The 23,887-nt window shown below is 40.2% G+C and carries 20 protein-coding genes and 1 pseudogene; 6 read left to right on the plus strand and 15 right to left on the minus strand.

Going from position 1 to position 23,887, the window contains the following annotated elements; all coding sequences use genetic code 11:
• The first annotated feature begins 872 nt into the window (after positions 1-872).
• Positions 873-2,534, plus strand: a complete 1,662-nt coding sequence (locus H5183_RS18655; protein WP_182732418.1) for a tetratricopeptide repeat-containing response regulator — start codon at positions 873-875, stop codon at positions 2,532-2,534.
• 193 nt (positions 2,535-2,727) lie between these two features.
• Here H5183_RS18655 and msrB read toward each other — a convergent pair whose 3' ends face one another.
• The 8 genes from msrB to H5183_RS18695 all read right to left on the minus strand — a co-directional run bounded on the left by msrB (position 2,728) and on the right by H5183_RS18695 (position 11,912).
• Entirely contained in the window at positions 2,728-3,168 is a 441-nt protein-coding gene (gene msrB / locus H5183_RS18660; protein ID WP_145240697.1) for a peptide-methionine (R)-S-oxide reductase MsrB, read from the minus strand.
• 323 nt (positions 3,169-3,491) lie between these two features.
• Positions 3,492-3,932 (minus strand): hypothetical protein, encoded by a 441-nt coding sequence (locus H5183_RS18665; RefSeq protein ID WP_182732419.1) that lies wholly within the window; start codon positions 3,930-3,932, stop codon positions 3,492-3,494.
• Between the two features lie 28 nt (positions 3,933-3,960).
• Positions 3,961-4,464 carry a DUF2919 domain-containing protein gene (locus H5183_RS18670; RefSeq protein ID WP_182732420.1) on the minus strand — a complete coding sequence of 168 codons (504 nt, stop codon included), beginning with the start codon at positions 4,462-4,464 and terminating at the stop codon, positions 3,961-3,963.
• The gene (locus tag H5183_RS18675) at positions 4,461-4,805 is read right to left on the minus strand and encodes a DUF3392 family protein (RefSeq protein WP_145240691.1); all 345 of its coding nucleotides are present in this window, start codon (positions 4,803-4,805) and stop codon (positions 4,461-4,463) included. The genes H5183_RS18670 and H5183_RS18675 overlap by 4 nt, the downstream gene beginning before the upstream one ends.
• Positions 4,798-6,819: an NAD-dependent DNA ligase LigA gene (ligA, locus tag H5183_RS18680; RefSeq protein ID WP_182732431.1), complete on the minus strand. Its 2,022-nt coding sequence runs from the start codon at positions 6,817-6,819 to the stop codon at positions 4,798-4,800. The genes H5183_RS18675 and ligA overlap by 8 nt, the downstream gene beginning before the upstream one ends.
• A gap of 93 nt (positions 6,820-6,912) precedes the next feature.
• The gene (gene zipA, locus H5183_RS18685) at positions 6,913-7,665 is read right to left on the minus strand and encodes a cell division protein ZipA (RefSeq protein WP_182732421.1); all 753 of its coding nucleotides are present in this window, start codon (positions 7,663-7,665) and stop codon (positions 6,913-6,915) included.
• 39 nt (positions 7,666-7,704) lie between these two features.
• Entirely contained in the window at positions 7,705-11,100 is a 3,396-nt protein-coding gene (locus H5183_RS18690) for a chromosome segregation SMC family protein (protein WP_182732422.1), read from the minus strand.
• An 80-nt stretch (positions 11,101-11,180) separates the two neighbouring features.
• Entirely contained in the window at positions 11,181-11,912 is a 732-nt protein-coding gene (locus H5183_RS18695; RefSeq protein WP_145240683.1) for an RNA methyltransferase, read from the minus strand.
• Between the two features lie 175 nt (positions 11,913-12,087).
• On the opposite strand from H5183_RS18695, the gene H5183_RS18700 reads away from it, so the two are divergent.
• The 3 genes from H5183_RS18700 to H5183_RS18710 are packed head-to-tail and all read left to right on the plus strand — an operon-like array spanning position 12,088 to position 14,614.
• The gene (locus H5183_RS18700) at positions 12,088-13,197 is read left to right on the plus strand and encodes a YjgN family protein (protein WP_182732423.1); all 1,110 of its coding nucleotides are present in this window, start codon (positions 12,088-12,090) and stop codon (positions 13,195-13,197) included.
• A gap of 9 nt (positions 13,198-13,206) precedes the next feature.
• Positions 13,207-14,229 (plus strand): M48 family metallopeptidase, encoded by a 1,023-nt coding sequence (locus tag H5183_RS18705; RefSeq protein WP_145240673.1) that lies wholly within the window; start codon positions 13,207-13,209, stop codon positions 14,227-14,229.
• Complete coding sequence (locus tag H5183_RS18710) at positions 14,216-14,614, plus strand: DoxX-like family protein (RefSeq protein WP_145240671.1); 399 nt, start codon at positions 14,216-14,218, stop codon at positions 14,612-14,614. The genes H5183_RS18705 and H5183_RS18710 overlap by 14 nt, the downstream gene beginning before the upstream one ends.
• A gap of 53 nt (positions 14,615-14,667) precedes the next feature.
• On the opposite strand, the gene speB is transcribed toward H5183_RS18710, so the two are convergent.
• From speB to H5183_RS18725, 3 genes are all read right to left on the minus strand, one after another.
• A complete protein-coding gene (gene speB / locus H5183_RS18715) occupies positions 14,668-15,591 on the minus strand; it encodes an agmatinase (protein ID WP_145240669.1) in 924 nt (307 codons plus the stop codon).
• A gap of 1 nt (position 15,592) precedes the next feature.
• Positions 15,593-17,506 (minus strand): biosynthetic arginine decarboxylase, encoded by a 1,914-nt coding sequence (gene speA, locus H5183_RS18720; protein WP_145240667.1) that lies wholly within the window; start codon positions 17,504-17,506, stop codon positions 15,593-15,595.
• 370 nt (positions 17,507-17,876) lie between these two features.
• Entirely contained in the window at positions 17,877-18,338 is a 462-nt protein-coding gene (locus H5183_RS18725; RefSeq protein ID WP_182719186.1) for an N-acetyltransferase, read from the minus strand.
• A gap of 298 nt (positions 18,339-18,636) precedes the next feature.
• Between H5183_RS18725 and H5183_RS18730 the strand changes: the two genes are divergently transcribed.
• Positions 18,637-20,016: a hypothetical protein gene (locus H5183_RS18730; RefSeq protein WP_182732424.1), complete on the plus strand. Its 1,380-nt coding sequence runs from the start codon at positions 18,637-18,639 to the stop codon at positions 20,014-20,016.
• Between the two features lie 11 nt (positions 20,017-20,027).
• On the opposite strand, the pseudogene H5183_RS18735 reads toward H5183_RS18730, so the two are convergent.
• Positions 20,028-20,642 (minus strand): annotated as a pseudogene (locus H5183_RS18735) (sulfotransferase); the annotation flags it as partial.
• A 108-nt stretch (positions 20,643-20,750) separates the two neighbouring features.
• Positions 20,751-21,224 carry a DUF4440 domain-containing protein gene (locus H5183_RS18740; protein ID WP_246175491.1) on the minus strand — a complete coding sequence of 158 codons (474 nt, stop codon included), beginning with the start codon at positions 21,222-21,224 and terminating at the stop codon, positions 20,751-20,753.
• A 275-nt stretch (positions 21,225-21,499) separates the two neighbouring features.
• On the opposite strand from H5183_RS18740, the gene cysZ reads away from it, so the two are divergent.
• Positions 21,500-22,210 (plus strand): sulfate transporter CysZ, encoded by a 711-nt coding sequence (gene cysZ, locus H5183_RS18745; RefSeq protein ID WP_220493073.1) that lies wholly within the window; start codon positions 21,500-21,502, stop codon positions 22,208-22,210.
• 58 nt (positions 22,211-22,268) lie between these two features.
• Here cysZ and H5183_RS18750 read toward each other — a convergent pair whose 3' ends face one another.
• Together H5183_RS18750 and rlmM are read right to left on the minus strand one after the other, a co-directional pair.
• Positions 22,269-22,622, minus strand: coding sequence for a YkgJ family cysteine cluster protein (locus tag H5183_RS18750; RefSeq protein WP_145240659.1), 354 nt, complete (start codon positions 22,620-22,622; stop codon positions 22,269-22,271).
• A 177-nt stretch (positions 22,623-22,799) separates the two neighbouring features.
• Positions 22,800-23,885 carry a 23S rRNA (cytidine(2498)-2'-O)-methyltransferase RlmM gene (gene rlmM / locus H5183_RS18755; protein WP_182732426.1) on the minus strand — a complete coding sequence of 362 codons (1,086 nt, stop codon included), beginning with the start codon at positions 23,883-23,885 and terminating at the stop codon, positions 22,800-22,802.
• Positions 23,886-23,887 lie beyond the last annotated feature (2 nt).

Raw genomic sequence — 23,887 nt, forward strand, 5'->3', positions numbered from 1 at the left:
CACTGGTTCAAGTCCAGTATCACCCACCACATATAAAACCTCACGTTAAATCGATAATTAGCTCAGCTGAAAAGAAAGAGCATCGCCACCCTTCACAAATAATGGCGAGGATCACTGGCTCAAGTCCAGTATCACCCACCACATATAAAACCTCACGTTAAATCGATAATTAGCTCAGCTTAAAAGAAAGAGCATCGACACCCTTCACAAATAATGGCGAGGATCACTGGTTCAAGTACAGTATCACCCACCACATATAAAACCTTTTAAAACCCTCAATCAAACCTTACGTTATATTCTTTAATCGATAATTAGCTCAGCTGAAAAAAAGAGCATCGCCACCCTTCACAAATAATGGCGAGGGTCACTAGTTCAAGTACAGTATCACCCACCACATATAAAACCTTTTAAAACCCTCAATCAAACCTTACGTTATATTCTTTAATCGATAATTAGCTCAGCTGAAAAAAAAGAGCATCGCCACCCTTCACAAATAATGGCGAGGGTCACTAATTCGAGTCCAGTATCACCGACCACATATAAAACTTCTTAGTAATTCTGTTAAAAATAAAATTCAAAAAGCCTCTAAATACGCTAATTCTTTTCCAAACCTTAAACTCTTTTAATATGTTCCTTGATGGATAATTAAGTTTGAAAAGCATCAACCTAGGCGCTTTACAAACCTAGGGTCTCCTATCTCTATAAAAATCCTCAAGCAATAACTAGCGCTACCTAAATTTGGATAATCAAGCTACTTTAAAACCCATAACTGATCAAATAAACGAAGTCTGCGGTATTAAATTTTAAATTCCCTTGTCAGCGACTAGACTGTTTATTATAGTCTCTGATACGTTCATGTGGTCACAAGTCTAATGCCAGCAAAGATTTTTTCTAATGCAAAAATACTTATAGTTGAAGAGCAGCCTCTTGCTCAAAGCTATATGAAACAGTCGCTCGAAAAACTTGGCTTTCGACAGCTGCGCTTTGCTGAACATGCAAATTCAGCGAAAGAGCAGTGCACCAGTGAACAGTTTGATCTGATTGTTTGCTCTTTTAATTTGAGTAAGCACCAAGATGGCTATCAGCTATATGAAGAGTTACGCGTTAAGCGTTTAATAAAAAACTCTACAGGATTCATTTTTATTTCAGCTGAAACCAGTGGCTCTTTGGTACACAGCGTGCTTGAACTGCAACCCGATGACTTTTTGGTCAAGCCATTCACAATACATGACCTTAAAACGCGTATAGAACGAATTTTACTGCGTAAAAATCATTTACAAGCAATATATAATTTCATTGACGATGGTAATGATTCTAAAGCACTAAAAGCAATCAATGCCGCGCTTGATAAAAAAGGCAATGCTTATAGTGCAATATTATTGCGTTTAAAAGGTGACGCCCTACTTCGCTTAAAACGAGTAGATACTGCAAAAGCATTCTTTAAATCAGTTCTTGATATTCAAAAATTCACATGGGCAAAGGTAGGTTTAGTTGAAGCATTAATTGCTAATAATGAGCATATTCTTGCGCAAAAAATGCTGAAAACGATGCTGCAACGTCATGAAACACGATTAGTCGCACTCGATTTACTTGGTAAACTGGAGATTAAATTAAACCAATTTGAATTAGCGCAAGATTTTTTAAGCCAAGCTGTTGATATTGCTCCACGCAATATCGAACGCCAAAAATCACTTAGCCATGTATCGCTGGTAAATCATGATTATGAAAAAAATTATCTAACACAAAAAGATATCGCCAACTTTGCCAAACATTCGATTCACGATCATCCTGACGTATATTTAAATGCTGCACGTGCTGGTATCGATTTTGCTTTAACAACAGATCAGAGCGATCAGATTCAAAGGATTTCAAGACAAACTAATCAATACTTAACTGATTTAAAAAGCCAATTTCCAAATAGTCACAATCAGGCGCAAATAGATGTTTTAAATGCCCGTTTACACTATCTAAAAGACGAACATCAAAAAGCGAAAAAGTTGATTGAGCAGCTCGACGATGACGATAGCCACATTCGCTCTGTAGACGGCGCACTTGATAAAGCAAAGGCATTTCATGAGCTAGGGTTTCATCACAAAGCACAATCGTTATTTAACCAAATTATCAGTCATTGTGAACGTCATCCAACAGTCAGTGATGCTGTTTATTTACGTTATATTCAACAACAACAAAGTGAACGCCGTGATATAAAAATGGGCCCTAAAGAGCTAAATAACCATGCAGTTACACAGTTTAATCGTGGTCAATTAAATACCGCTCTTGAAGCATTCACACAAGCATTTAGAGTAATGCCTCGTAATCCTAGTATTGCTTTAAATTTATTGCAGTGTCTATTTGATAATTCCAAGCAAAATGGCCAAACCTTAAACCTAATGATGGCAAAAAAATGCTATGCGTTACTCAATACGACACCATTAGACAACGAGCAGCAACAACGCTTTAATAAAATAGTACAACAAGCAACGAGTATGGGGCTAACACTTGCTAATCTAGAAGAGCCTGGCAAAACCAAATAGAATAATAAATATTATTCAGCAAAGAGCAGGCTGAATAAATAGTTTAGATAAGGTGTTGTTTATAAGAATGAGGAATACGAAATTAAAAATATCGCTGATAAGCGGTGATATGACTTTTAAAATCCAGCCTTACTGGAATCGTATCATGTAAATTCAGTAAGGCATTGGTTATTGTCAATTACGAGCTAATAAATTACACCTTCTTCAATGAGACCGCGTTTATACAATAACGCAAACCACTTGGCATTGGCCCATCAGGGAATACATGACCTAAGTGTGCATCACATACATTACACACAGTTTCTATTCTTTGCATACCATGGGTCTTGTCACCATTATAAGCAATCGAGTTTAGTTGCGCGGGTTGAGTAAATGATGGCCAGCCAGTGCCACTATCAAATTTTTCATCACCATCAAATAATAAGTTATCACAACATACACAGGCGTACTTACCAGGTTCAAACAAGGTGCAGCTATCTGAGCTGTGCGGGCGCTCTGTGCCTTTATTACGAGTCACATAAAAGGCTTCTTCGGTTAATTGTTCACGCCATTGCTGCTCGGTTTTTACTACTTTACGGCTCGGCTCAGGATTGCCTTTATTGGCAAAGTTTAGAATATCATTCCAATTCAACATAACTGACCTCATTGAGTAAGATAGGTTAATTTACTGCTATCCACATTATCATGGTATCGCGCTAATAACATTGTCAGCTCTGGATTTATCCGCACTGCACAAAATGGTTTTGTAGGGGTTGAAAAATAATAATTTCGATACTGGCTAGGGGAATGTTTAAACTCACTGGCTAATAATATTTGCGTAATCAAAGCTAAATCTTATCGCTTCAGTACACTAATGGCAGCTCACTCCTAAGCCTATTTGCTGTTGCATACTATATTTCATACCCACTATGCTTTTTAAGGCGCTGACATATATACCGTGTTGCTCACTATTTAGTTTCATTCAATTGTAATTAATTTCTTTTCATTTTTAGTCAATAGTGCATTAAAGTATTGTATTAGCTCCGCTTTAGTTGCCGGTAAGCCTATTGAGCATTGATGCTGCTCGCTGAAGATAATTAAAAATTGGTCATCATGACACTGTATTTTCTTGATACTATTTATAGGCAGCCATTGCGGGCCGTGAGTGCGGTCAAAAAAACCTGAAAGGGAAAATAACAAAAGGTGCTGTTGTTCGCGTCGAATAAACTTATCTAGGCCATTACGTGCTTTAAATAGTGGTGTTAGCCGATAACAGCATGAGCTAAATACAAATAGCCACAGAGCAATTAGAAATACAAACCACGCTTGCTGAAATAACATGGTAAATACACTCAACAATAATAACACGATACCGAAACAGCCGACTATCAGCGCCAGTAATTGATTAATTTTACGCATCAAAGACTCCTTGCAACGTTAACCTAAATTACTTACTTGAACTTTTTTCATCGGTTTCAGGATCGGGCCAATCATTAAAAAACACCGTTAAATAACGACTTTTTGCTAAATATAATAATACCCACAATACCGTCACCATTTGCAGCGCTAAAAACATCGAAAACTGATAATAACTATGGGCGGCTTGAATAATCAGCCAGCTTAAATCTATCGCTGCACATACTAATAATGGCCAACGCATAAAACGCCACACTCGCGCTAACCATGCTGCACTGTCTGCGCTTTTTTGTGGCCTGCGCAAACAAAAAATTACGGCAGGAATAATGGCTATTGCACCAATAGCCAACGCACTGAAAAAGTCAGCTTTAGATCTAAACACTAATGACATTAAATCAAGCTCAGGACGCCTGCTCAGTGCCGCAATGATCCAAATAAAGTAGGCACGAAGTAATACCAATAAACTCAAATGAAACGCGATTGGAGTGCGATAGGTGCCATATTTGTCCCAATACTCTGGTCCATAACGCTTCATAACTGGTTTTTCCTCTCGGCTACTACGCCAAGTAATATAAATGCAGCCACGGCTGTAACACCTAACCAGCGCACACCAAAAAACATCAGTAACTGGCTTAGTAATGGAGTGACAAATACTACTAATAAGCCAAAACCAAACCCGGTTACTAGTACAAATGCACATACTCTGAGTATAAAGTGGCGCCTTGCTACAAAGCGTTTCGTGGTTTTAATAATCTCATTTGCATACAAAGACACCAAACACACCACCAGTAACAATGCGATATTATATAAGTAAGGCTTTAGCCACTGACCAAAGGTCAGTGCTAAATCCTGAAAAAGCGTAATAATGCTATCCATTATGTTGCGCCAGTAATGCAATTAAATCATCTTCGGTCAATATTTCAATGCCTAAATCTTGTGCTTTTGTGAGCTTAGAACCGGCTTTTTCACCCGCTATTAACGCATCTGTTTTAGCTGATACACTACCTGAAACTTTCGCCCCTAACTGCTGCAAGCGTGCTTTTGCATCATTTCGATTAAGCTCGTTCAAAGTACCCGTTAACACATAGGTTAAGCCTGCTAACGGTTGTGAGTCTTCACTTGGCGGCGTGAGTTCTGGCCAATGAATACCCTGCTCCAGCAAGGCAGTTACGACATCTAAATTGTGTTGCTCAGCAAAAAAACCACGCACATGCTTGGCTACAATTTCCCCAACATCACTAACTTCGACTAACGCTTCAGTTGTTGCCGCAGTTACTTTATCTAGCGTTAAAAAGTGATTAGCTAAATTTTGCGCCGTCGCTTCACCGACTTCACGAATACCTAATGAGTATAAAAACTTAGCCAACGTCGTTTGTTTTGCATCATCAAGTGCAGCTACTAGGTTTTTCGCCGATTTTGGCCCCATGCGCTCAAGCGATTCAAAATGTCCTTGTTTAAGTATGAATAAGTCTGCTGGCGTTTTAATGAGCTCTCTGTCCACCAGCTGTTCAACAATTTTATCGCCAAGGCCATCGATATCGAGTGCTTTGCGTGAAGCAAAGTGTTTGATCGCTTCTTTACGCTGTGCTTGGCACACCAGGCCTCCTGTACAGCGCGCTACGGCTTCACCTTCAATGCGTTCAACATGGGAGTCACAAATTGGACAAGTAGCCGGAAACTCAATCTCTTTGGCATCTGTTGGACGGCGCTCTAATACCACTTGAGTAATCTGTGGGATCACATCACCAGCACGGCGAATGATCACAGTATCGCCAATTTTTACACCCAAACGCTCTATTTCATCACGATTGTGTAACGTTGCATTTGAAACCGTGACACCACCAACAAATACCGGCTCTAAACGAGCCACAGGGGTAATTGCGCCAGTGCGCCCTACCTGAAATTCAACATCCAGTAGCTGAGTGATTTCTTCTTGCGCAGGAAACTTATACGCAATCGCCCAACGCGGAGCTCGCGCTACAAAACCTAACCGCTCTTGTAGTGCTTTGTTATTTATTTTGATCACCACACCATCAATTTCATACTTCAAGCTGCTGCGGCGCTCAAGTATATCTTGATAGTAATCCAAAGCAGCTTGCTGACCTTCGACTAACTTTGTTTCCGGGCAAAGTGGTAACCCCCAGTCAGTTAGCTTAGCCAATTGCTGGTAATGATCACTTGGTAATACGCCATTTGTCACAACACCAATACTGTAGGCATAAAACATCAAAGGTCGCTTGGCGGTGATTTTTGAATCGAGTTGACGCAAGCTGCCTGCGGCTGCATTACGTGGATTAACAAATACTTTGTCGCCACGCTTTTCGGCTTCAGCATTAAGTTTGTCAAATCCGGCGCTATCCATGAACACTTCACCACGAATTTCAATTTCCTCAGGAAAGTCATCGCCACGTAATTTAAGCGGTATATTACGAATCGTTTTAACGTTAGTGGTAATATTTTCGCCGGTGTGCCCGTCGCCACGTGTTGCCGCCTGCACTAACACACCATTACGGTATAAAATCGACACCGCTAAACCGTCAAGTTTTGGTTCACAGCAAAAGGTCAGCTCATTGTTATCCATCAAACGTTCTTTAATGCGGCGATTAAAAGCGCTGAACTCTTCTTCACTGAAAGCGTTATCAAGTGACAACATCGGCACTTGATGAGTGACTTGCTCAAACTTAGCAAGCGCCGCACCACCTACTTTCTGGGTCGGTGAATCAGTACTCAAGTACTCAGGGTTTGCTACCTCAAGCGCACTTAATTGTTGTAATAAACGATCATACTCTGCATCAGGAATACTTGGGTTATCAAGTACATAATAATTATGATTGTGATCTTCTAACTGCTGACGAAGTTGCGTTATTTGCGCTAACACTAAAGTGGACATACTGACCTCAAAAAACATAAAAAAGCCACTTAAACGAGTTATCGCCAAGTGGCTTATAAAATTCTTAATTAATTAACTGTATATTGCAGGTGATTAAGCTGAAAAGCGTCTCACTTTTTCAACATAATTGCGCACACTGTCAACGGTCATTTCTTCTCGTTGTGAGTCTAAAATAACGGCGCCAAATTCATCTGCTAATTTTTTAGCCGCACTGTGCAACATGTTAAATGCAGCAAGCCCGTCACCATCGCACGGCAAGGTCATAAACAAGCTAATCCCACCTGTACTAAATTGTTCCATATTATCTATATCGAAAGTACCAGGGTTGTACATGTTCACTAACCGAAACAGCACTGGACCATGGCCAGCTGGATCTAAATGACGATTAAAAAAGCCTTCTTCAGAGTACTTAAAGCCAAGTGTATTTACTGCTGGCAATAATTTGCTGCCTTCCATATTCAAGCCTTCAGGCATTTGAATATGCACAATGATAAAATCACTTGCAGCTGGTTGCTCAGCTTCATCCTCTTCGCTTGCATCTGTTGCAGTAGTCACATCATCAACCTCAGCGGCAAGTTCGTCATCTGACGCTGCAAAAGTGTGTGGATGTTTTTCATCAGCACTAAAGCTTAAATCCCCAAACTGCGGTTCATCACGCTCAGTAAGAGATGCTGGCTCAGCTTCGCTTTGACGCTCAGTAAACGCCTGATCTGCAGGCTCAACCCGCTCATCATTAGTCGCAACGGGTGCGTCTTTTTTACGAACTGACCATAGGCCATGTATTAATAATCCACCAATGACAATTACACTGATAATGATTAAAACCCATCTTAATTGTTCGGCCATCCCCTCACCTTTATTATTTATCTACTCAAATATTAATATTTATGCATGTGCCATTTGCACCGCTTGTTCAATATCTACAGCGACCACACGCGAAACGCCCGGTTCAGCCATTGTTACACCCGTCAACCTGCCAGCCATTTCCATGGCAATTTTATTATGACTGATATAAATAAATTGCACCGATTGTGACATTTCTTCCACTAATCGGCAAAATCGCCCAACATTCGCATCATCCAATGGTGCATCAACTTCATCCAGCATACAGAACGGAGCTGGATTGAGCCTGAATATTGAAAATACCAATGATAATGCGGTCAGCGCTTTTTCTCCACCACTTAAAAGGTGAATTGTTGAATTTTTCTTGCCCGGTGGGCGTGCCATTATACTAACACCACTTTCCAGTAAGTCATCACTGGTTAATTCAAGATATGCACTGCCGCCGCCAAATACTTTAGGAAATAACTGACCAAAATCGAGATTCACTTGATCAAAAGTCATTTTAAAACGCGTTTTGGTTTCGCGATCAATTTTTCCAATTGCACCTTCAAGTGTCGTTAATGCTTTGCTTAAATCCTCGACTTGACGATCTAAATACTGGCTACGCTGCTGCGCTTGTTCAAACTCATCAATCGCCGCTAAGTTTACCGCGCCCAAGTCACTTAAACTTTGTCCTACTTTATTAAGCTGTCCTTGATAAGTGTTTATATTGGCGTTTTCAGGGAGCTGTGCCAATACTTCTTTCAAGTTTTGCTGTAACTCACCCAGAGGTTCAAGAGCTGCCTGTGCTTTAATTAATAAGCTCTGCTCTTCGAGGGCAAGTTGTTGTAATTGTTCTTGTAAAAGTACCAGCTCCCCCTGCGACGCTTTAAGCGTTGTTTGTTTATCTACAAAAGCTGTTTTAGCTTCCGTCAATGCACTTTGCAAATTTTTGAGTTCAATGTCACTTTGTTGATGTTGCTCCAACAATAATATTATTTGCTCTGCGACCTCTTCTAATGGGATCACCAACTCTTCAATTTGCGCGGTTAACTCACTGACAGCTTCACTGGCGGTTTCGCTGGCGGTCGTTGCATGCTGTAATTTAGTGTCACTGAGTTGGCATTCACTGCGCGCTTTTTGCTCACTTAGCGTCGCCTGATGGGCAAGCGTTTTATAGTGTTCAAGCTGAGCGTTTGCCTGTTTATATTGCTCATCAGTGTGTTGCTGCTGCACTTGAGCATCATTAAGCGCAACACTTATTTCATCACGCTGTTTTGCCACACTTGCTATATGTTGCTGTTGTTCAGCCACTTTATTCTCTATGCTCGTGTGTTCAACGTTTAACTGCTGTAGCTTTGCTTGTAATTTATGTTGTTGATTCTGAAACTGCTGTAATTGCTCTTTGAGCATATCGCGACGAGTGCTTCCTGAGGCCACTTGTTGAGCAAGCTGATGTACCGCTGCTTTTAACTCTTCGCTTTGTGCCTTCAATTGCTCACAGATTTGCTGTTGTTCTGTAAGCTTATTGCTTTGTATAGCTAGTTCGTCAATGAGTTGAGATGCTAACTGCGTTGCTTCGGCCAACTGTTTATGTTTGATCAGCAACGAATTTTCCGCACTTTTACTGGCTTGTTGATACCAATTGCGGCCCTGAATATTACCTTGGCGATCAATCACTGCAAGCCAATACTCATCCGCTAAATCGTTATGAGCAAAATCATTTTTATATTTAATGCGATGTAATAAATCAGGGTAAACCCCTTGCTCTATAAACACCGCTAATGAGCTTTGCGGTGCGGTGTCGGTAGTTGGCCATACTCCGTTAGGTGTTGCTATAGATGTCACATTTAATTGTTCAAGCCCTTGTAATGCTTGTTCAACCACATGTTCAAATCCAGTACGTACAACTAACTGTGCCAAAACATCGCCACTTCCTTGCGCTGGAGTATCTGCGAGTATTGTATTCAAGCCTGCTATTTTGGCTTTATTCTCGTTTTGTTGTTGTGCTAGTGTTTGATGTGCATCTTGGCAGGTGCGTAACACGCTTTGAGCTTGTTGATGATTACTATTTACTTTGTTTAAGGCTGTTTGTTTTGCTGCTAACTCTTGCGTTAGTGACTGCATTAACTGCTGCTGCTGCACTACTTGTTCAGCAATTGGGTTTTCTGCCAGCTCTATTAATTCGCTTTCTAATGCCGTTTGCTGGTTTTTAATATAGTGCAAATTTTGCAGCTGTTGATCGGCTATATTTTGTTGCTTGCTATATTGCGTATTAATAGCCTGAAACTGTTCATTAACTCGTTGCCAATCCGAAGCACTGCGCTGCTTGGCATTTTGCAACTGTGCCACCGCGTCGGCCATCTCAGTGACTTGTTCTGTACATATTAAAGTATGTTCAATTGCCTCTTGTAACGCATTTTGTAGCTCATCAGTATGGTCTTTTTGTTGTTGTTGCAGCTGCTGATTTTGTAACTGCAACTGTTGCTGTTTGATCAGATTGTGACTAAACGCTTGTTGTTGTTGTTTTAAGTTTATTTGCTGTTGCTCAGCACGAGTCAATTCAGTGTGCGTTTGGTGCTGGGCTTGCTGCGCATCATTGAGTTTTTCAAGTTGCAATTGCACTTGGTTTTCAAGGCTTGCTAGTACATCGTCATGACCTGAATGAGCAGTTTTAAAAAAGCTAATTTGCTCATTCAGCTTGGCCATTGTGTCGGCTTTAGTCACTTGTTGCTGATGTAGCTTTTGCCATTTTAAGACCGCTAGTTGCCCTTTTAAAGTGCGCTCTTGGGTTTTTAACTCGCGGTATTTTTTTGCTTCAACTGACTGTACTGCCAGTTTATCAACTTGTGCTTGCAGCTCTTGGCGAACATCGAGTAAGCGTTCAAGGTTTTCGCGGGTACTTTTGATCCGGGTTTGCGTTTCACGACGGCGCTCTTTGTATTTTGAAACGCCTGCTGCTTCTTCTAAAAACACCCGTAAATCTGCCGGTTTACTCTCAATTAAACGCGAGATCATGCCCTGCTCGATAATCGCATAACTACGCGGACCAAGACCTGTGCCTAAAAATATATCGGTAATATCTCGTTTGCGGCATTTACTGCCATTGAGAAAATACAGCGATTGCCCGTCGCGTGTTACCAAACGTTTAATCGCCACTTGATTTCGATCGGCAAAAGTATTCGGTAAGTGCCCTTGGGTATTATCAAAAATCAACTCAACCGACGCTTGAGAAATAGGTTTGCGATTGGTTGAGCCATTAAAAATAACATCGGTCATGGCATCGCCACGCAGATTTTTAGCAGAGCTTTCGCCAAGCACCCAACGCACAGCATCGATGACATTAGACTTGCCGCAGCCGTTTGGGCCAACGACACAGGTCATTTGATCTGGGAATGGAATTTTAGTGGGCTCTACAAAAGATTTAAAACCCGCTAATTTTATGGTGCTCAAACGCATCTAATTGGTTTACCGATTGTTATTGTTATAGCTTGAGTATTTAATTTAACCGTTCTTGACGATAAAAGTAAGTACAGGGATTAAGCTTGGCGTTTAAAATTATCTAAAATAATACCCGTTGCCATGGCTACATTGAGAGATTCTGCACCACCAAAAGCGGGGATGGTTATTTTATCTGTTACCAATGCTGCGCAAGCTTGACGTATTCCATGAGACTCACTACCCATTAACAAAACACCTTGGCCTGTAAATTGAGTTTTATGCACGCTTTTTCCATCTAAAAAAGCGCCATAAATAGGTAAGTTTAAACCACTTAAGTACGCAGGCAACTCAACTTGGCTCACTGAGACTCTAACAAACGAGCCCATAGTGGCGCTAATAGTTTTAGGGTTGTAAGCATCGGCACTATCTGTGCTGGTGACAATATGCTTGATCCCATACCAATCAGCTACTCTGATAATGGTACCTAAATTGCCCGGATCAGATACACCATCAAGGGCTAAGATTAAACCGCTTGCCTGCGGTGCACTCGCTGTTGGCATGTCAACTATCGCAATAGCTGCATTATTACTCACTAAAGTACTTGCTTTAGTTAACACATCTTCATCCGCTGCAATTAAGTTAACGTGTTGATACTTATCTTGATAGCTATCGATGAAGCTTTGCGTTGCAAAAACGTCTTTGGCTTTTAATGGACTATTTAGTAACTCTAATACGTTTTTTTCACCTTGAACAAGATATTGACTATATTGTTTACGGTACTTTTTTTGGCCAAGCTGGCGAATAAGTTTGAGTTGGTTTTTTGAAATCATAATAGCCCCATTAAATTATCTGCTCAGTATACCAGAGATGATTTAAAGTGCAGCCCTACAAACATTAAAACCAATAAAATCACACTACAAACAACAAGCTAGGATAATGATAAAGATTGTTTTCATTACCAAAAAAAGGTAAATTTACAAAAAACAGCATGGATATATTTTTTTAATGGAATCAACACACCCAACCCCAGACGAGCCTAACAAAACAAACACCCAAAGTGCATCGCCAATTTTTAGCGGGAAAGTACAATTTAAGGGTAAAGCTGCTGAGTATTTTGGTATTTGGATTGTCAATATTTTACTCAGCGTTATTACACTCGGTATTTACTCAGCATGGGCAAAAGTACGCACATACCGCTACTTTTATGGTCACACACGTATAGACGGACATGGCTTTGACTACTTAGCAACACCGATGCAAATTTTAAAAGGCCGTATTTTAGCGGTGGCGGTTTTTTTAATTTATACCTTTGCCACCAGCTTCTTACCTATTATTGGTTTATTGTTTGCTATTGGATTTCTATTTCTAATGCCATGGATTATTAACCAAGGCCTACGGTTTAATATGCGTATGACTCGCCACCGAAATGTGTGTTTTTCGTTTCAAGGTAATTATGGCGAAGCCTTTGTTAACTTTATCCTACTGCCGATTGCAAGCATATTTACTTTATATTTATTAATGCCTTATGTTTTAAAGCGTATCGACAGCTATATTCACAGTAACATTAGCTACGGCGACAAACCACTGACGGTGAACTTAAAAGGTGAAACCTATTACCTCACAGCACTTATTTGTTTTGTAGTTAGTTCTATCACTATGGTGATATTTATGGCCATTTTAGGTTTTTTTGGTCTCGATTTACTAAACGCAGAAAACCAACAAAATATACAAGACCCATCTGCGATGATAATTATGTTTGCTGCTTTAATGGCCGCTTATGTGTTTATGATTACTATAGTAACTGCTGTGTGGAAAGCTGCTATCCGTAACCATATTATTGATAATAGCCAGTTTGAAGGTGTAGCAACGTTTAAGTCAGAACTAAAACCTGTACCTTTTGCTATGTTACTTTTAACAAACATGCTCGCTATTGTATTTTCTTTAGGACTTGCTTACCCGTGGACAAAAGTACGTACATCAAAAATGCTCGCTGATGTAACTACGGTGAATATTTATTCTGGCGCATTAAACTTAATCGATACTCAACAAGCACAGCAATCATCTTTCGCTGAAGAAGCTGCAAATGTATTTGATATAGACCTTTCATTAACTTAAGAGCTCATCATGCATGTAAAAGGACATTACTTTCCTAAGGCATCGAGTAATTATCAAGAGTGTGTCGCAAGTATTAGCGACACACATATTGACATAAAACACGATGAATACATTATAACTCGCCACGCCATTACTGAACTTAATTTAAATTCAGGTATGGCTGGTCTTGCCGACGAGTTAAGCTTTACCGATGGCAGTCGATTTATTCCACTAGATGTAAATTACAGGTGGCCATTTAAATCAAATAATCATCAGATAATGGAACGCCTAGAAAAAAGTAAATGGGCTATTTTAGCTGCCGTTATACTTACACCACTGTTTATGTGGCTAGCGCTTTACAAAGCAGTGCCAGCAATTGCGGTTTATAGCATAGATACACTGCCGCATAATGTGATTAATCAAATGGGTGAACAAAGCTTTACGGTGATTAAAAAGTTAGCGCTCGATGATAGCGAATTGCCGGTTGAACAACAAACTAAGATACAACAACATTTTAATACCATGCTTGAGCAACTATCACTTGATAAATCGATATATCGATTATCTTTTTATAAATCTGAACATTTTGGCGCTAATGCATTTGCACTACCGCATGGACGTATTGTGATAACAGATGAGCTTGTTAATTTACTTGTCGATCAACCCAATGCCCTAAAAGCAGTATTACTACACGAAATAGGCCATATAGTACACCAGCATAGTGTGCGCATTACTGCGCAATCAGCTGCAAGTACAATTGTATTAGCGGTAATATTTGGTGACTTAGAAGGTATTGCAGAAGTTGCTCTGGGGACTGGCGCGTCATTTGCACAGCAAGGTTTTTCAAGGGATATGGAACGCGAGGCCGACAGTTTTGCGTTAACGCAATTGGAGTATTTAGGGTACTCAAGTAACGACTTTGCCGATGCAATAGAGACACTCCAATATAGCCATACCAGTGAAAACGAGCACCTTAAAAAAGTGAATAATTTACTCGAGTATTTATCTAGCCACCCAAGTGCACAAGAACGAATAGATAATGCCAGAGAATAACTTACTTTATATGCAACTTGCCCGCGGTGTAGTAGCATTAACATGGATATATCATGGTTTTTTCCCAAAGCTTTATCATATAGCCCCTCTTGAAAAGCTTATGACCGGCAGTGCGGGTTTTTCCACTGAGGTGTCTGATTTTATTACCCGCTCAGCAGGTGTTGGAGAAATTATTTTTGGCCTGTGTTTAGCTTTATTTTATAAAAATAAATACTTAGTTATTTTAAACATTTTAGCGCTTAGTGGACTCTTGCTTGCTGTGATAATAATGCAACCACAACTACTTATTGAAGCGTTTAACCCTGTTACAACTAACGTACCACTTATTGTGTTAAGTATTATTTGGTTAAAAGAAATAACTATTACAAATAATACGAGCCTGTAAAACAAAAGGGTATGCGTTGGCATACCCTTTGTTGTAAAACTCTATTTATAACATCAATACTTATGCTTTAATGCCCACAAATGCAGTAGCTCACTAGCAATAGTGGCTGCAGCAATCGCAGTAAGCTCACTTTGGTCGTACGAAGGTGATACTTCAACAACATCCATACCAATCATATTAATGCCTTTAAGGGCACGTAATATCTTAAGTACTTTATCTGATGTTAATCCACCACATACCGGTGTTCCAGTACCAGGGGCAAACGCCGGATCTAAGCAATCAATGTCAAAAGTGATATACACAGGTAAATCACCTACTCTCGCTTTAATCTGCTCAGCAATCGTTTGCGCCGATAAATCATTGGCGGCCATCGCATCAATCACTGCAAACTCGTGTTTGCTTTGATCAAAATCAGTACGAATACCAATTTGGATACTATGATCAACATCAATCAGCCCTTCCATCGGCGCATGGTAAAACATGGTCCCGTGGTCGTAGCGTGAGCCATTACTATAAGTATCAGTATGGGCATCAAAATGCACCAACGCCATTTTACCAAAGCGCTTAGCGTGAGCACGTAACAACGGTAAAGTTACAAAGTGATCGCCCCCTAAACCTAAAATTGCTTTACCTTGGCTTAAAATACCCGTCGCAGCTTGTTCAAGCTTAGCGGTAAAGTATTCAGCGTCACCGACAGGGTAAGTAAAATCTCCAGCATCAGCCAGTTTTAGGCGTTCGAACAATTTGAACGTCCATGGGTATTTTGTTTCTTCCCATGCTAAATGCACTGATGCACGACGAATCGCATCAGGGCCTAAACGCGCACCTGGACGTCCTGAGGTTGCCATATCAAATGGCAAACCTAACACCACAACATCAGCATTGATGTCAGTAATATTTTGTACCATTGGCTGACGTAAGAACGTCATGCCATTGGAATACAATGAGTGATCTGGATGATCAAACAAAGTGGTCATATTAAAGCTCTTCTAAATAAGTATAACCGTCTAAACCTGCTTGCAATTCATCAAGCACACTTTGCTGCTCATCTGCTGGTAATTTTGCAGCCACTAGCTGTGCGTACGATGATTGAAAACCTTCTACATCAAGATGAACATAGCGCATCATGTCAGCTACAGTGTCACCTTGGTTTATTTCTACAATGCTTGCGTCGCCTTGCTCATCCATGTGTACCATTGCACTGTGGGTGTCGCCAAATAGGTTATGCATGTCACCTAAAATTTCTTGGTATGCCCCCACTAAGAAAAAGCCCATTAAATAGGGTTTTTCAGCACTAAATGCCGGCACTGGTAAGGTACTCTCAATGCCTTGCCCATCAACGTAATGATCTAGTGCACCGTCAGAGTCACAGGTAATATCTAACAATACTGCGCGTCTTTGTGGTGCCTCAGTTAAGCCACTCAATGGCAATACCGGAAATACTTGGTCGATTCCCCACGCATCAGGCAATGACTGAAACAATGAGAAATTAACAAAAAACTTATCCGCTAAACGGGCATTAAGTTCATCTATTATCGGGCGATGAAAACGGTTTTTGTTATCCATGTGTTTATTAAGCTCATAACACACACGTAAATTTATTTGCTCAGCCCAGGCGCGTTGAGTTAAATCTAATAATCCCATCGCAAACTGGTTATGTGCTTCAGCTAAATCACCTTGGCTATCATGATATATCTCTATTAATGCACGGTCGTCTGTCAGCACATGAAGTTGCTGCCACGACAGCCACATGTTATTGAGCAATAATGGCGCGTCATCTGCTGGCGCTTGAATTTCTTCAGGCTCATAACTTTCAGTGCCAATCACATTAGAGATAAGCACTGCATGATGCGCTGTTAATGCACGCCCAGACTCAGAAATAATAGTCGGGAATGGTTGCTCGTACTGCTTACAAATATCACCAATGGTGTAGACAATATTATTTGCATACTCAGCTAAGCTATAGTTCATCGAGTTGTGAGACTGGCTCCGTGTACCGTCGTAATCAACCGCTAAACCGCCACCGACATCTAAACATTCAATTTGTGCACCGAGTTTGCGTAGCTCACAATAAAAACGCGCCGCTTCGCTAACACCTAAACGCACATCGCGAATATTCGCCATTTGCGAGCCTAAGTGAAAATGCACCAACTGAACTAAATCAAGTTGATCAGTCTCTTTTAAACGATTAACAACATGTAATACTTGTGAAGCGGATAAACCAAATTTTGATTTTTCACCGCCGCTAGCTTGCCACTTTCCTTTACCCTGCGACGCTAAGCGCACGCGAATACCAATACGCGGTTTTACGTTCAGCTCTTTAGCTTGGCTTAGTACCATGTCCAGCTCAGACAGTTTCTCAAGTACGATGTACACTTTATGGCCTAACTTTTCGCCAATTAATGCTAAGCGCACATATTCTTTGTCTTTGTAGCCATTACACACAATCACTGCACTGGTTTTTTCAGCTAATGCCAATACTGTTAATAGCTCAGGCTTACTGCCCGCCTCTAAACCGAGTTGTTTCTTTTCTACGTTCGCTTGGCTTGCAACAATTTCTTCGACCACTTCGCGCTGTTGGTTTACTTTAATTGGATAAACAAGCAAGTAATCTTTTGGATAACCATAGCTTTCAATCGCAGTATTAAATGCAGCACATAAGCTGTGCACGCGGTGATGCAAAATTTGTGGAAAACGAACCAACGCAGGTAAACTCAAGCCTTTATCTTCAAGTTGTTTTGCAATATCAATAAGTGCGATGGTTTGCTCTGGGGCATCAGCCTTGGGCGCAACATACACATCACCTTGATCATTAATACCAAAAAAACCTTGGCTCCAATGACGAACATTGTAACTCGTGCGAGCTTGTTCTAGTGATGTTGTCTCTTTCATTTATCTTTCTCTTTTATTTGATGAATGCCTTGCGGCTGTTGCGCGCATTAAAGGAAAAATAGCTTATCAAGTCCAACAAGTATTTTTGCTCGTAACGAGTGAGTTTTAGTGTCGATAACAACGGCCCTTTTATTTGTTGGGCACTGGAGTATTTAGTATAAAAAATAGAAGGCTTAAAAGGGAATATATATATAAAAGTTAGCCGAAAACGTGACTCTCAATGATAAAAGTGGCGCTGACCAAGGCCATTTAAGCATATAAATGTCGACTTATATCCGTGTATAAGCCGTAGTTGTGTAGGAGATTAAATCGATGAAGTACTCAAAAACTAAAACACAAAGCGTAGACAGTTTCTAGCCACTAATCAGCCTTATTGACTGAGCCCTAACTCCATAAACAAGCTATGTGGATTATCGGTATAATTACCAAAACTTGCACAGCGTTGAAAACCTAAATTTTCATACAGACTAATCGATTCAGCCTGTTTCGGGCCTGTTTCTAAGCGGATCAAAGGGATCTCTTCTTCGCCAGCATGATGCAATAAAATTTGCATTATACGCCGAGACAAGCCTTTACCACGATGACTTGGTTTGACATATAGACGGCGTATTTCACCATAAGGTACTGTGTCGAACTGTCTGACAATCGCACCACATGCAACAATACCCTCCTCGCTTTTTAAGCCAATGGCGTACACATTAGCTTGACCAAGCTCACTCACCGACAGCGATTGCGCCGTGGCTACTGGGTACAGAGAATTTATAAGCCTATCGATATCAGAAAAAACATTAATCACATCCGGATCATCAGGGGTTAAGTCGACTAACTGCATAAAAGCTCTAATTATATTTATTGTTTGATAACAAACTATACCGAATTGTTGCAAATGAACAACCCAGAACTATGGATTTTTCATTTATTTGCTGTCTTATTAGTCACGACTTTGTCGTATGTCAAAATAACAGCATTTAGCTATTTTCTAAAAAGTAGCAAACACGTCAAGATAATAGTTTGCTGTGGTGTTAAACGTTAGCGACTTTTATAAAAATACGGGTTAAAAAATAAATTAACGACTAAAGCTTTAACGCCCTGCGTCGATAAATAGCTAAGTTAACGTTAAAGGAATAACAATGAAACTCCCCAATCTTGGTCAAGCGCAGCAAATAGCTTTGCAAACGGTGTCGGCCAATCGCGCCACGGAGTTTAAAGCCGCCGCTTCTCTTGTCGAACCACAAGACCTCCTTTCAACGCTCGAAGACGCAGCAAGTACGCCCCTTTATGATCCATTCAAAGGCCGCAAACTTAATCAAGATTACACCCCCTCTTCTTACATTGGTATGAACCGTTATAAAGTCACCTCTAGCACCACCATTAACATAGGTGAACCGATTAAAGAACCGACCTATCGCTATGGTGACTTTACAGATCCCGATGATATAAATGCTTTTTTAGATCAAGTAGACCGGCTTGAAGGTGAACATAAATTTATGTTCCAACACCTAAAACCAACACAAGAACTACTTGATTTGGTGCAAAAAATGAGTGATGAAGAGCTTGCTGTATTTAGTCAATTTGTTGTTACAACATCTAGCTATCACTTTGGCACAGAAAACAACAACAGCAGTGCACAGTTAATTTCAGCTTTAAGCAAACTGTCAGATGATGCCTTGAGCAGTACCCTCGCAACAATGGATAAATTATTACAACAAGGGAATGATTATAAGAAGCCGGTGTCACCATTAGGTGAAAATGAGCATGGTAATGAAAGAGTCGAAATGATCAGTATGCCTGAAACCATAAACTGGTTTAAATCAAACTATAAGGCTAACAGTGCAAAATATGAATTGGCAAATGACTACACCAATTTATTAATAGAAAAAAACCTCAGCGAAGATCAACTTATGCAGTTAAATGACCACTTATCTGCCAGTACCCTCGAGCAAAGCAATAGTATTATCGACATGATGAACCTAGTGAAAACTCACCAAAACGATGATGTATTGGCAATGCTCAATGAAGTTGATAAAGACAGTGAAGCTAACTTATTACATTACCTTGCACAGCAAACTAATTATCAAGCCAATAAGCAGTATTACCAAATGGATAATGGTAGGTTTATTGCACAGCAAGATAATATTAGCTCTGACTCTAATAGACGTGAGCTGTATAACACTATCTTAAATGCCTATAACGACATTGGTATGGGCTGGATTAACGATACGCTAGAGCAATTCACTGGGACTCCAGCACAGATCCAAAACGAATTATGGCAAACACTACTTGATCATAAAGAAAAACTGCCAGAGCAATTTACTCGCTCAGATTCGGTTGAGGCATGGGCAATAAATAATATTGCTCGGATAGAAGGTGCATTTCACGTAAAACAAATGAATAAAATTTATGATTATAATAGCGAGCGACTCGTGCCTGACTTGATCGGCCAACTTACCTTTTACAGCAGCGGCAATATTGGCAGTTCAGCTGATAGTAAAGAGCCCAAAACTGACTAATTCTAAATCAATCAACTGTAGTCAAAGAACTTGCGATGCTCTGCTCCGGCTAAGTTGGCATTCACCTTATTAGGGTGTTTATACTCACGCCAGTTTGCCACATTACGGCCAACATTTAATTTCGCAAAGTCAGTATCGCCCTCAGGCGACATTCCCAAAAACTGTTTTAGCTTCAACAGGCCGCCAGGTTCGCTGACATCAAGCGATAAAAAATCATCACGGCCTTTGAAATAATGAAACACTGCATGTTGATGTTTAGTATAACAAGCAGCCAAATCGCGCTCACTCAACGGGTAAATAGAGGGAAACGTTTGATGAAAGCTGCGCTTTAGAACCGGGCTAAAGTGCCCTGTTTTAAGATCAAGATGTGGCGCCATTTTTTCAAGCAGCATCGTGATGGATGGCAACCATGCTTTTAGGTCTCGGTTTAAATAAATAAACTTAGCACCAGGAAATAACCCGTCTAAATGCATATAGTCACTAAAACACGGTGCGTCAGATATAGCATCAGCTATTTCAAACGCTTTTTTAGTAAACGCGGTATGCGCAACCAACAAGCCCATTTCTAACAACGCAACACTGATGCTCGTGGTGCCGGTTCGAGGCAGACCGATAATAAATATCTTAGACATCTAACGTCACTCATTTTTAAAAGGCCGTTAGTATATACCTAAATGACAGCATCACCCACAGAGCAACAACAAAGTTAAGCGGTAGTTTAACCGCAAGCTCCCTTATTTATTATCCATATTACTACGGTGCCCATAACTCAATACTCGAGTAATTTCTAATTTGTCGCCTAAGTCATGCCAAAGCATCACAAAATCAGCTTTACCGTCACATTTATTGCCGCCATTTTGACAAAATATGTGAGTTCCTTTGGTCATCACACCAAAATCTTTAATGGTAAACACTTCAAACGTGCCGCTGACCAACTCCCGCGTATACTTGCCACATGCATATTGTTTAGTATTAGCTATCATGGAATTGCGATCCCAGGTAACTCCACCGTTATCATGATAAAACTCAACACCTTCCGCGAAGTAGCTCGCGTGCTTAGCAAGTTGTACTGGGTTATTACAATGATTAAAAGAATCAAAAAGTCCTGTATCTAAACGCATCATTTTACTTTGCAAATCAGTAACATCAGCCTGACTTACCAGCGGCATTAGTAACAATGCAAACAGATATAACTTTTTCATAGTCATTTAAAGCTTCCTGCGTAATAAACGAGCCGATAACATCTCTCGTTTAATTTATTATTGTTGATATATAAACCATATCCCAGTGTTTGTTGCGATTCAATCAGTAACTCCGATTTTTCTATCAATATAAAGATAATACTTTTTAGACCATACACTCTATTGCTCATTAGATATTAAACACTTTGTTACGCAAAAATACTGTTCAAAATATCTGAGCAATTTATACTGAGGGCAATGTCGATATGATCAGAGGTTTTAGCGTGCAGTTTACACAAGGTATGGAATATTTTTTTTCGGGCTTCAAATTAATTACCCAAAAAGGCTTGAAGCGATTTGTATTTATTCCTTTATTAATCAATATCGTGCTTTTTGGTAGCTCATTATTCTTTTTATATGGCTGGCTTACCGATGGGTTTGCTTATTTAAATGATCTATTACCAACATGGTTAAGTTGGCTGGAGTGGCTGATGTGGCCTATTGCAGTATTAGTGATTTTATTTAGCTACAGTATGCTGTTTTCGGTGATCACTAATTTCATTGCCGCGCCCTTTAATGGCTTACTCAGTGAAAAAGTAGAGCTGTATTTAACCGGGCAAAAAATTAATGATGATGGCTTAGCGGAGATAGTGAAAGATGTGCCACGAATGCTTGGCCGTGAGTGGACTAAGTTGTGCTATTACCTACCACGTGCCATTGGCTTTTTTATCTTGCTATGGATATTACCTGTTATCGGCCAAGTGTTATGGGTGATGTTTACCTGTTGGATGTATGCAGTGCAATACAAAGATTATCCGTTTGATAATCACAAAATTTGCTTTAAAGAAATGAAAGAAGACTTAAAACAAAAACAAACTCTCTCGTATGGATTCGGCTTAGCAGTATTGTTGCTTACAGCCATTCCTATCGTGAATTTAATTGTTATGCCTGTCGCTGTGTGCGGCGCAACTCGCTTGTGGGTTGATCAATACCGCCCTAACTACCGCGAATAAAAAGCTCAGAGGGGACGACAATATAAGCCATTATTAAGTCCCCTATTTGCAGCACTTTTTACACTAAAACTTGCCGTGTATTAGCAATGAAATGATGCACTTCGCGCTCAATTTTAGGATCAACTGGCTGCTCTGGAGCGCGATCATTTGGGCATGGCATCCTTGGAGTTGTGCCAAACAAACGACAAATTAATGGCCGTTCATCATATACAGTGCATCCCTTTGGACCTAAGTGTACACAATTAAATTCATTTAATGCCGCTTCGTGCTCTGCATCGCTTTTTACCGGTAATCGCGACATTTCTTCAGATGATGTTGTCACTGGACCGCAGCAATCATGGCAACCTTCAACACATTCAAACGATGGAATGTTAGCGCGTAATCGCAAGATTACTTTTTGGTTTTTGTACATTTATATTTACCTTTTATTATGCTGTGCATTCATGCCGCAACTTAACTAATTCTCCATAAACCCTATATTACGCGTTATGTGCAGTAACTTGCAATGCTATGTTAGTGTAGACTTACGCCATAACGTAAAAAGCACAGCTAATGCTGTGCTTTTATATATCTAAACTTTACAAGCTTATTAACTATATAGACTTTGTGGCACTTTCGTGACGTTCAAATGAACAGTTACTTCTTCCCTATCGTGATAAAGATGCTTAGCTTGTAATTCATAGCTTATACCGTATTTATTAAGCTCTTCTTTGATCATCGTTAAGCACTCATAAACACTGTCAAAGCGCTTTTTCATTGGCAGCTTTAAGTTAAAGATAAGTTCTTTCGCGTATGCGTTGACCGCCCAATCAATCATAAGACTGGTTACTTTAGTTGGTTTTTCTACCATATCGCATACTAACCAAGTAATATTTCTTTTCTCAGGGCGGTATTTAAAACCATCAACACGAAAGTGCTTAACTTGACCTGTTTGCATTAAATCATCATTCATTGGGCCGTTATCAATGGCGCTAACAAACATACCGCGACGCACTAGTTGATACGTCCAACCACCTGGGCAGGCACCTAAGTCAACACTGCGCATACCGGGTTGAACTCGCGCTTCACGATCTTTTTCCGCAATAAACACATTAAACGCTTCATCCAGTTTTAAGGTCGAGCGACTCGGTGCATCACTTGGCATTCTTAGTCGTAATATTCCCATAAAAAATGGGGAATTATTATAACTATATGAATGACCAACAAACGCTGTGTTATTAGTTAAAAACATGATGTGCATTACGGGGCGATTGGCTTTAGGTTCGCGTAACACGGTGTTTTGTTTCTCTAAAGCCTTTTTAAGTGGGGTAGAGATTTTTTTGCAGAAAGTTAACAGCTCCTTGCCTTCATTGGTATCGGGTGTTTCTACCCGTAGCTCTGAGCAAAGTGGAAAATCGACCGCTGCTTTTACTATTTCGCCAACACGGTCTTCGACGGGCATGTTTTCAAGTAAAGTGCCGGCAAACCACTGACGGGCAAATACCATATTTTTGAAATCAACCTTTTTGATGATTTCATCACTATGCTGCGCTTCAAAACATTCGTAAATAACATAGCCGGTATTTGGCTTTGCTTTTACATACCCAGCAAAACCTTGCTCTGCGGCATGAAATGTTATTTCTGCAGCGGCATCATTTTCAAAACCACTACGGCAGTAAATCACTACACTTGACATAA

The sequence above is a fragment of the Pseudoalteromonas sp. SR44-8 genome (genome assembly GCF_014163635.1).
GTDB lineage: Bacteria > Pseudomonadota > Gammaproteobacteria > Enterobacterales > Alteromonadaceae > Pseudoalteromonas > Pseudoalteromonas rhizosphaerae.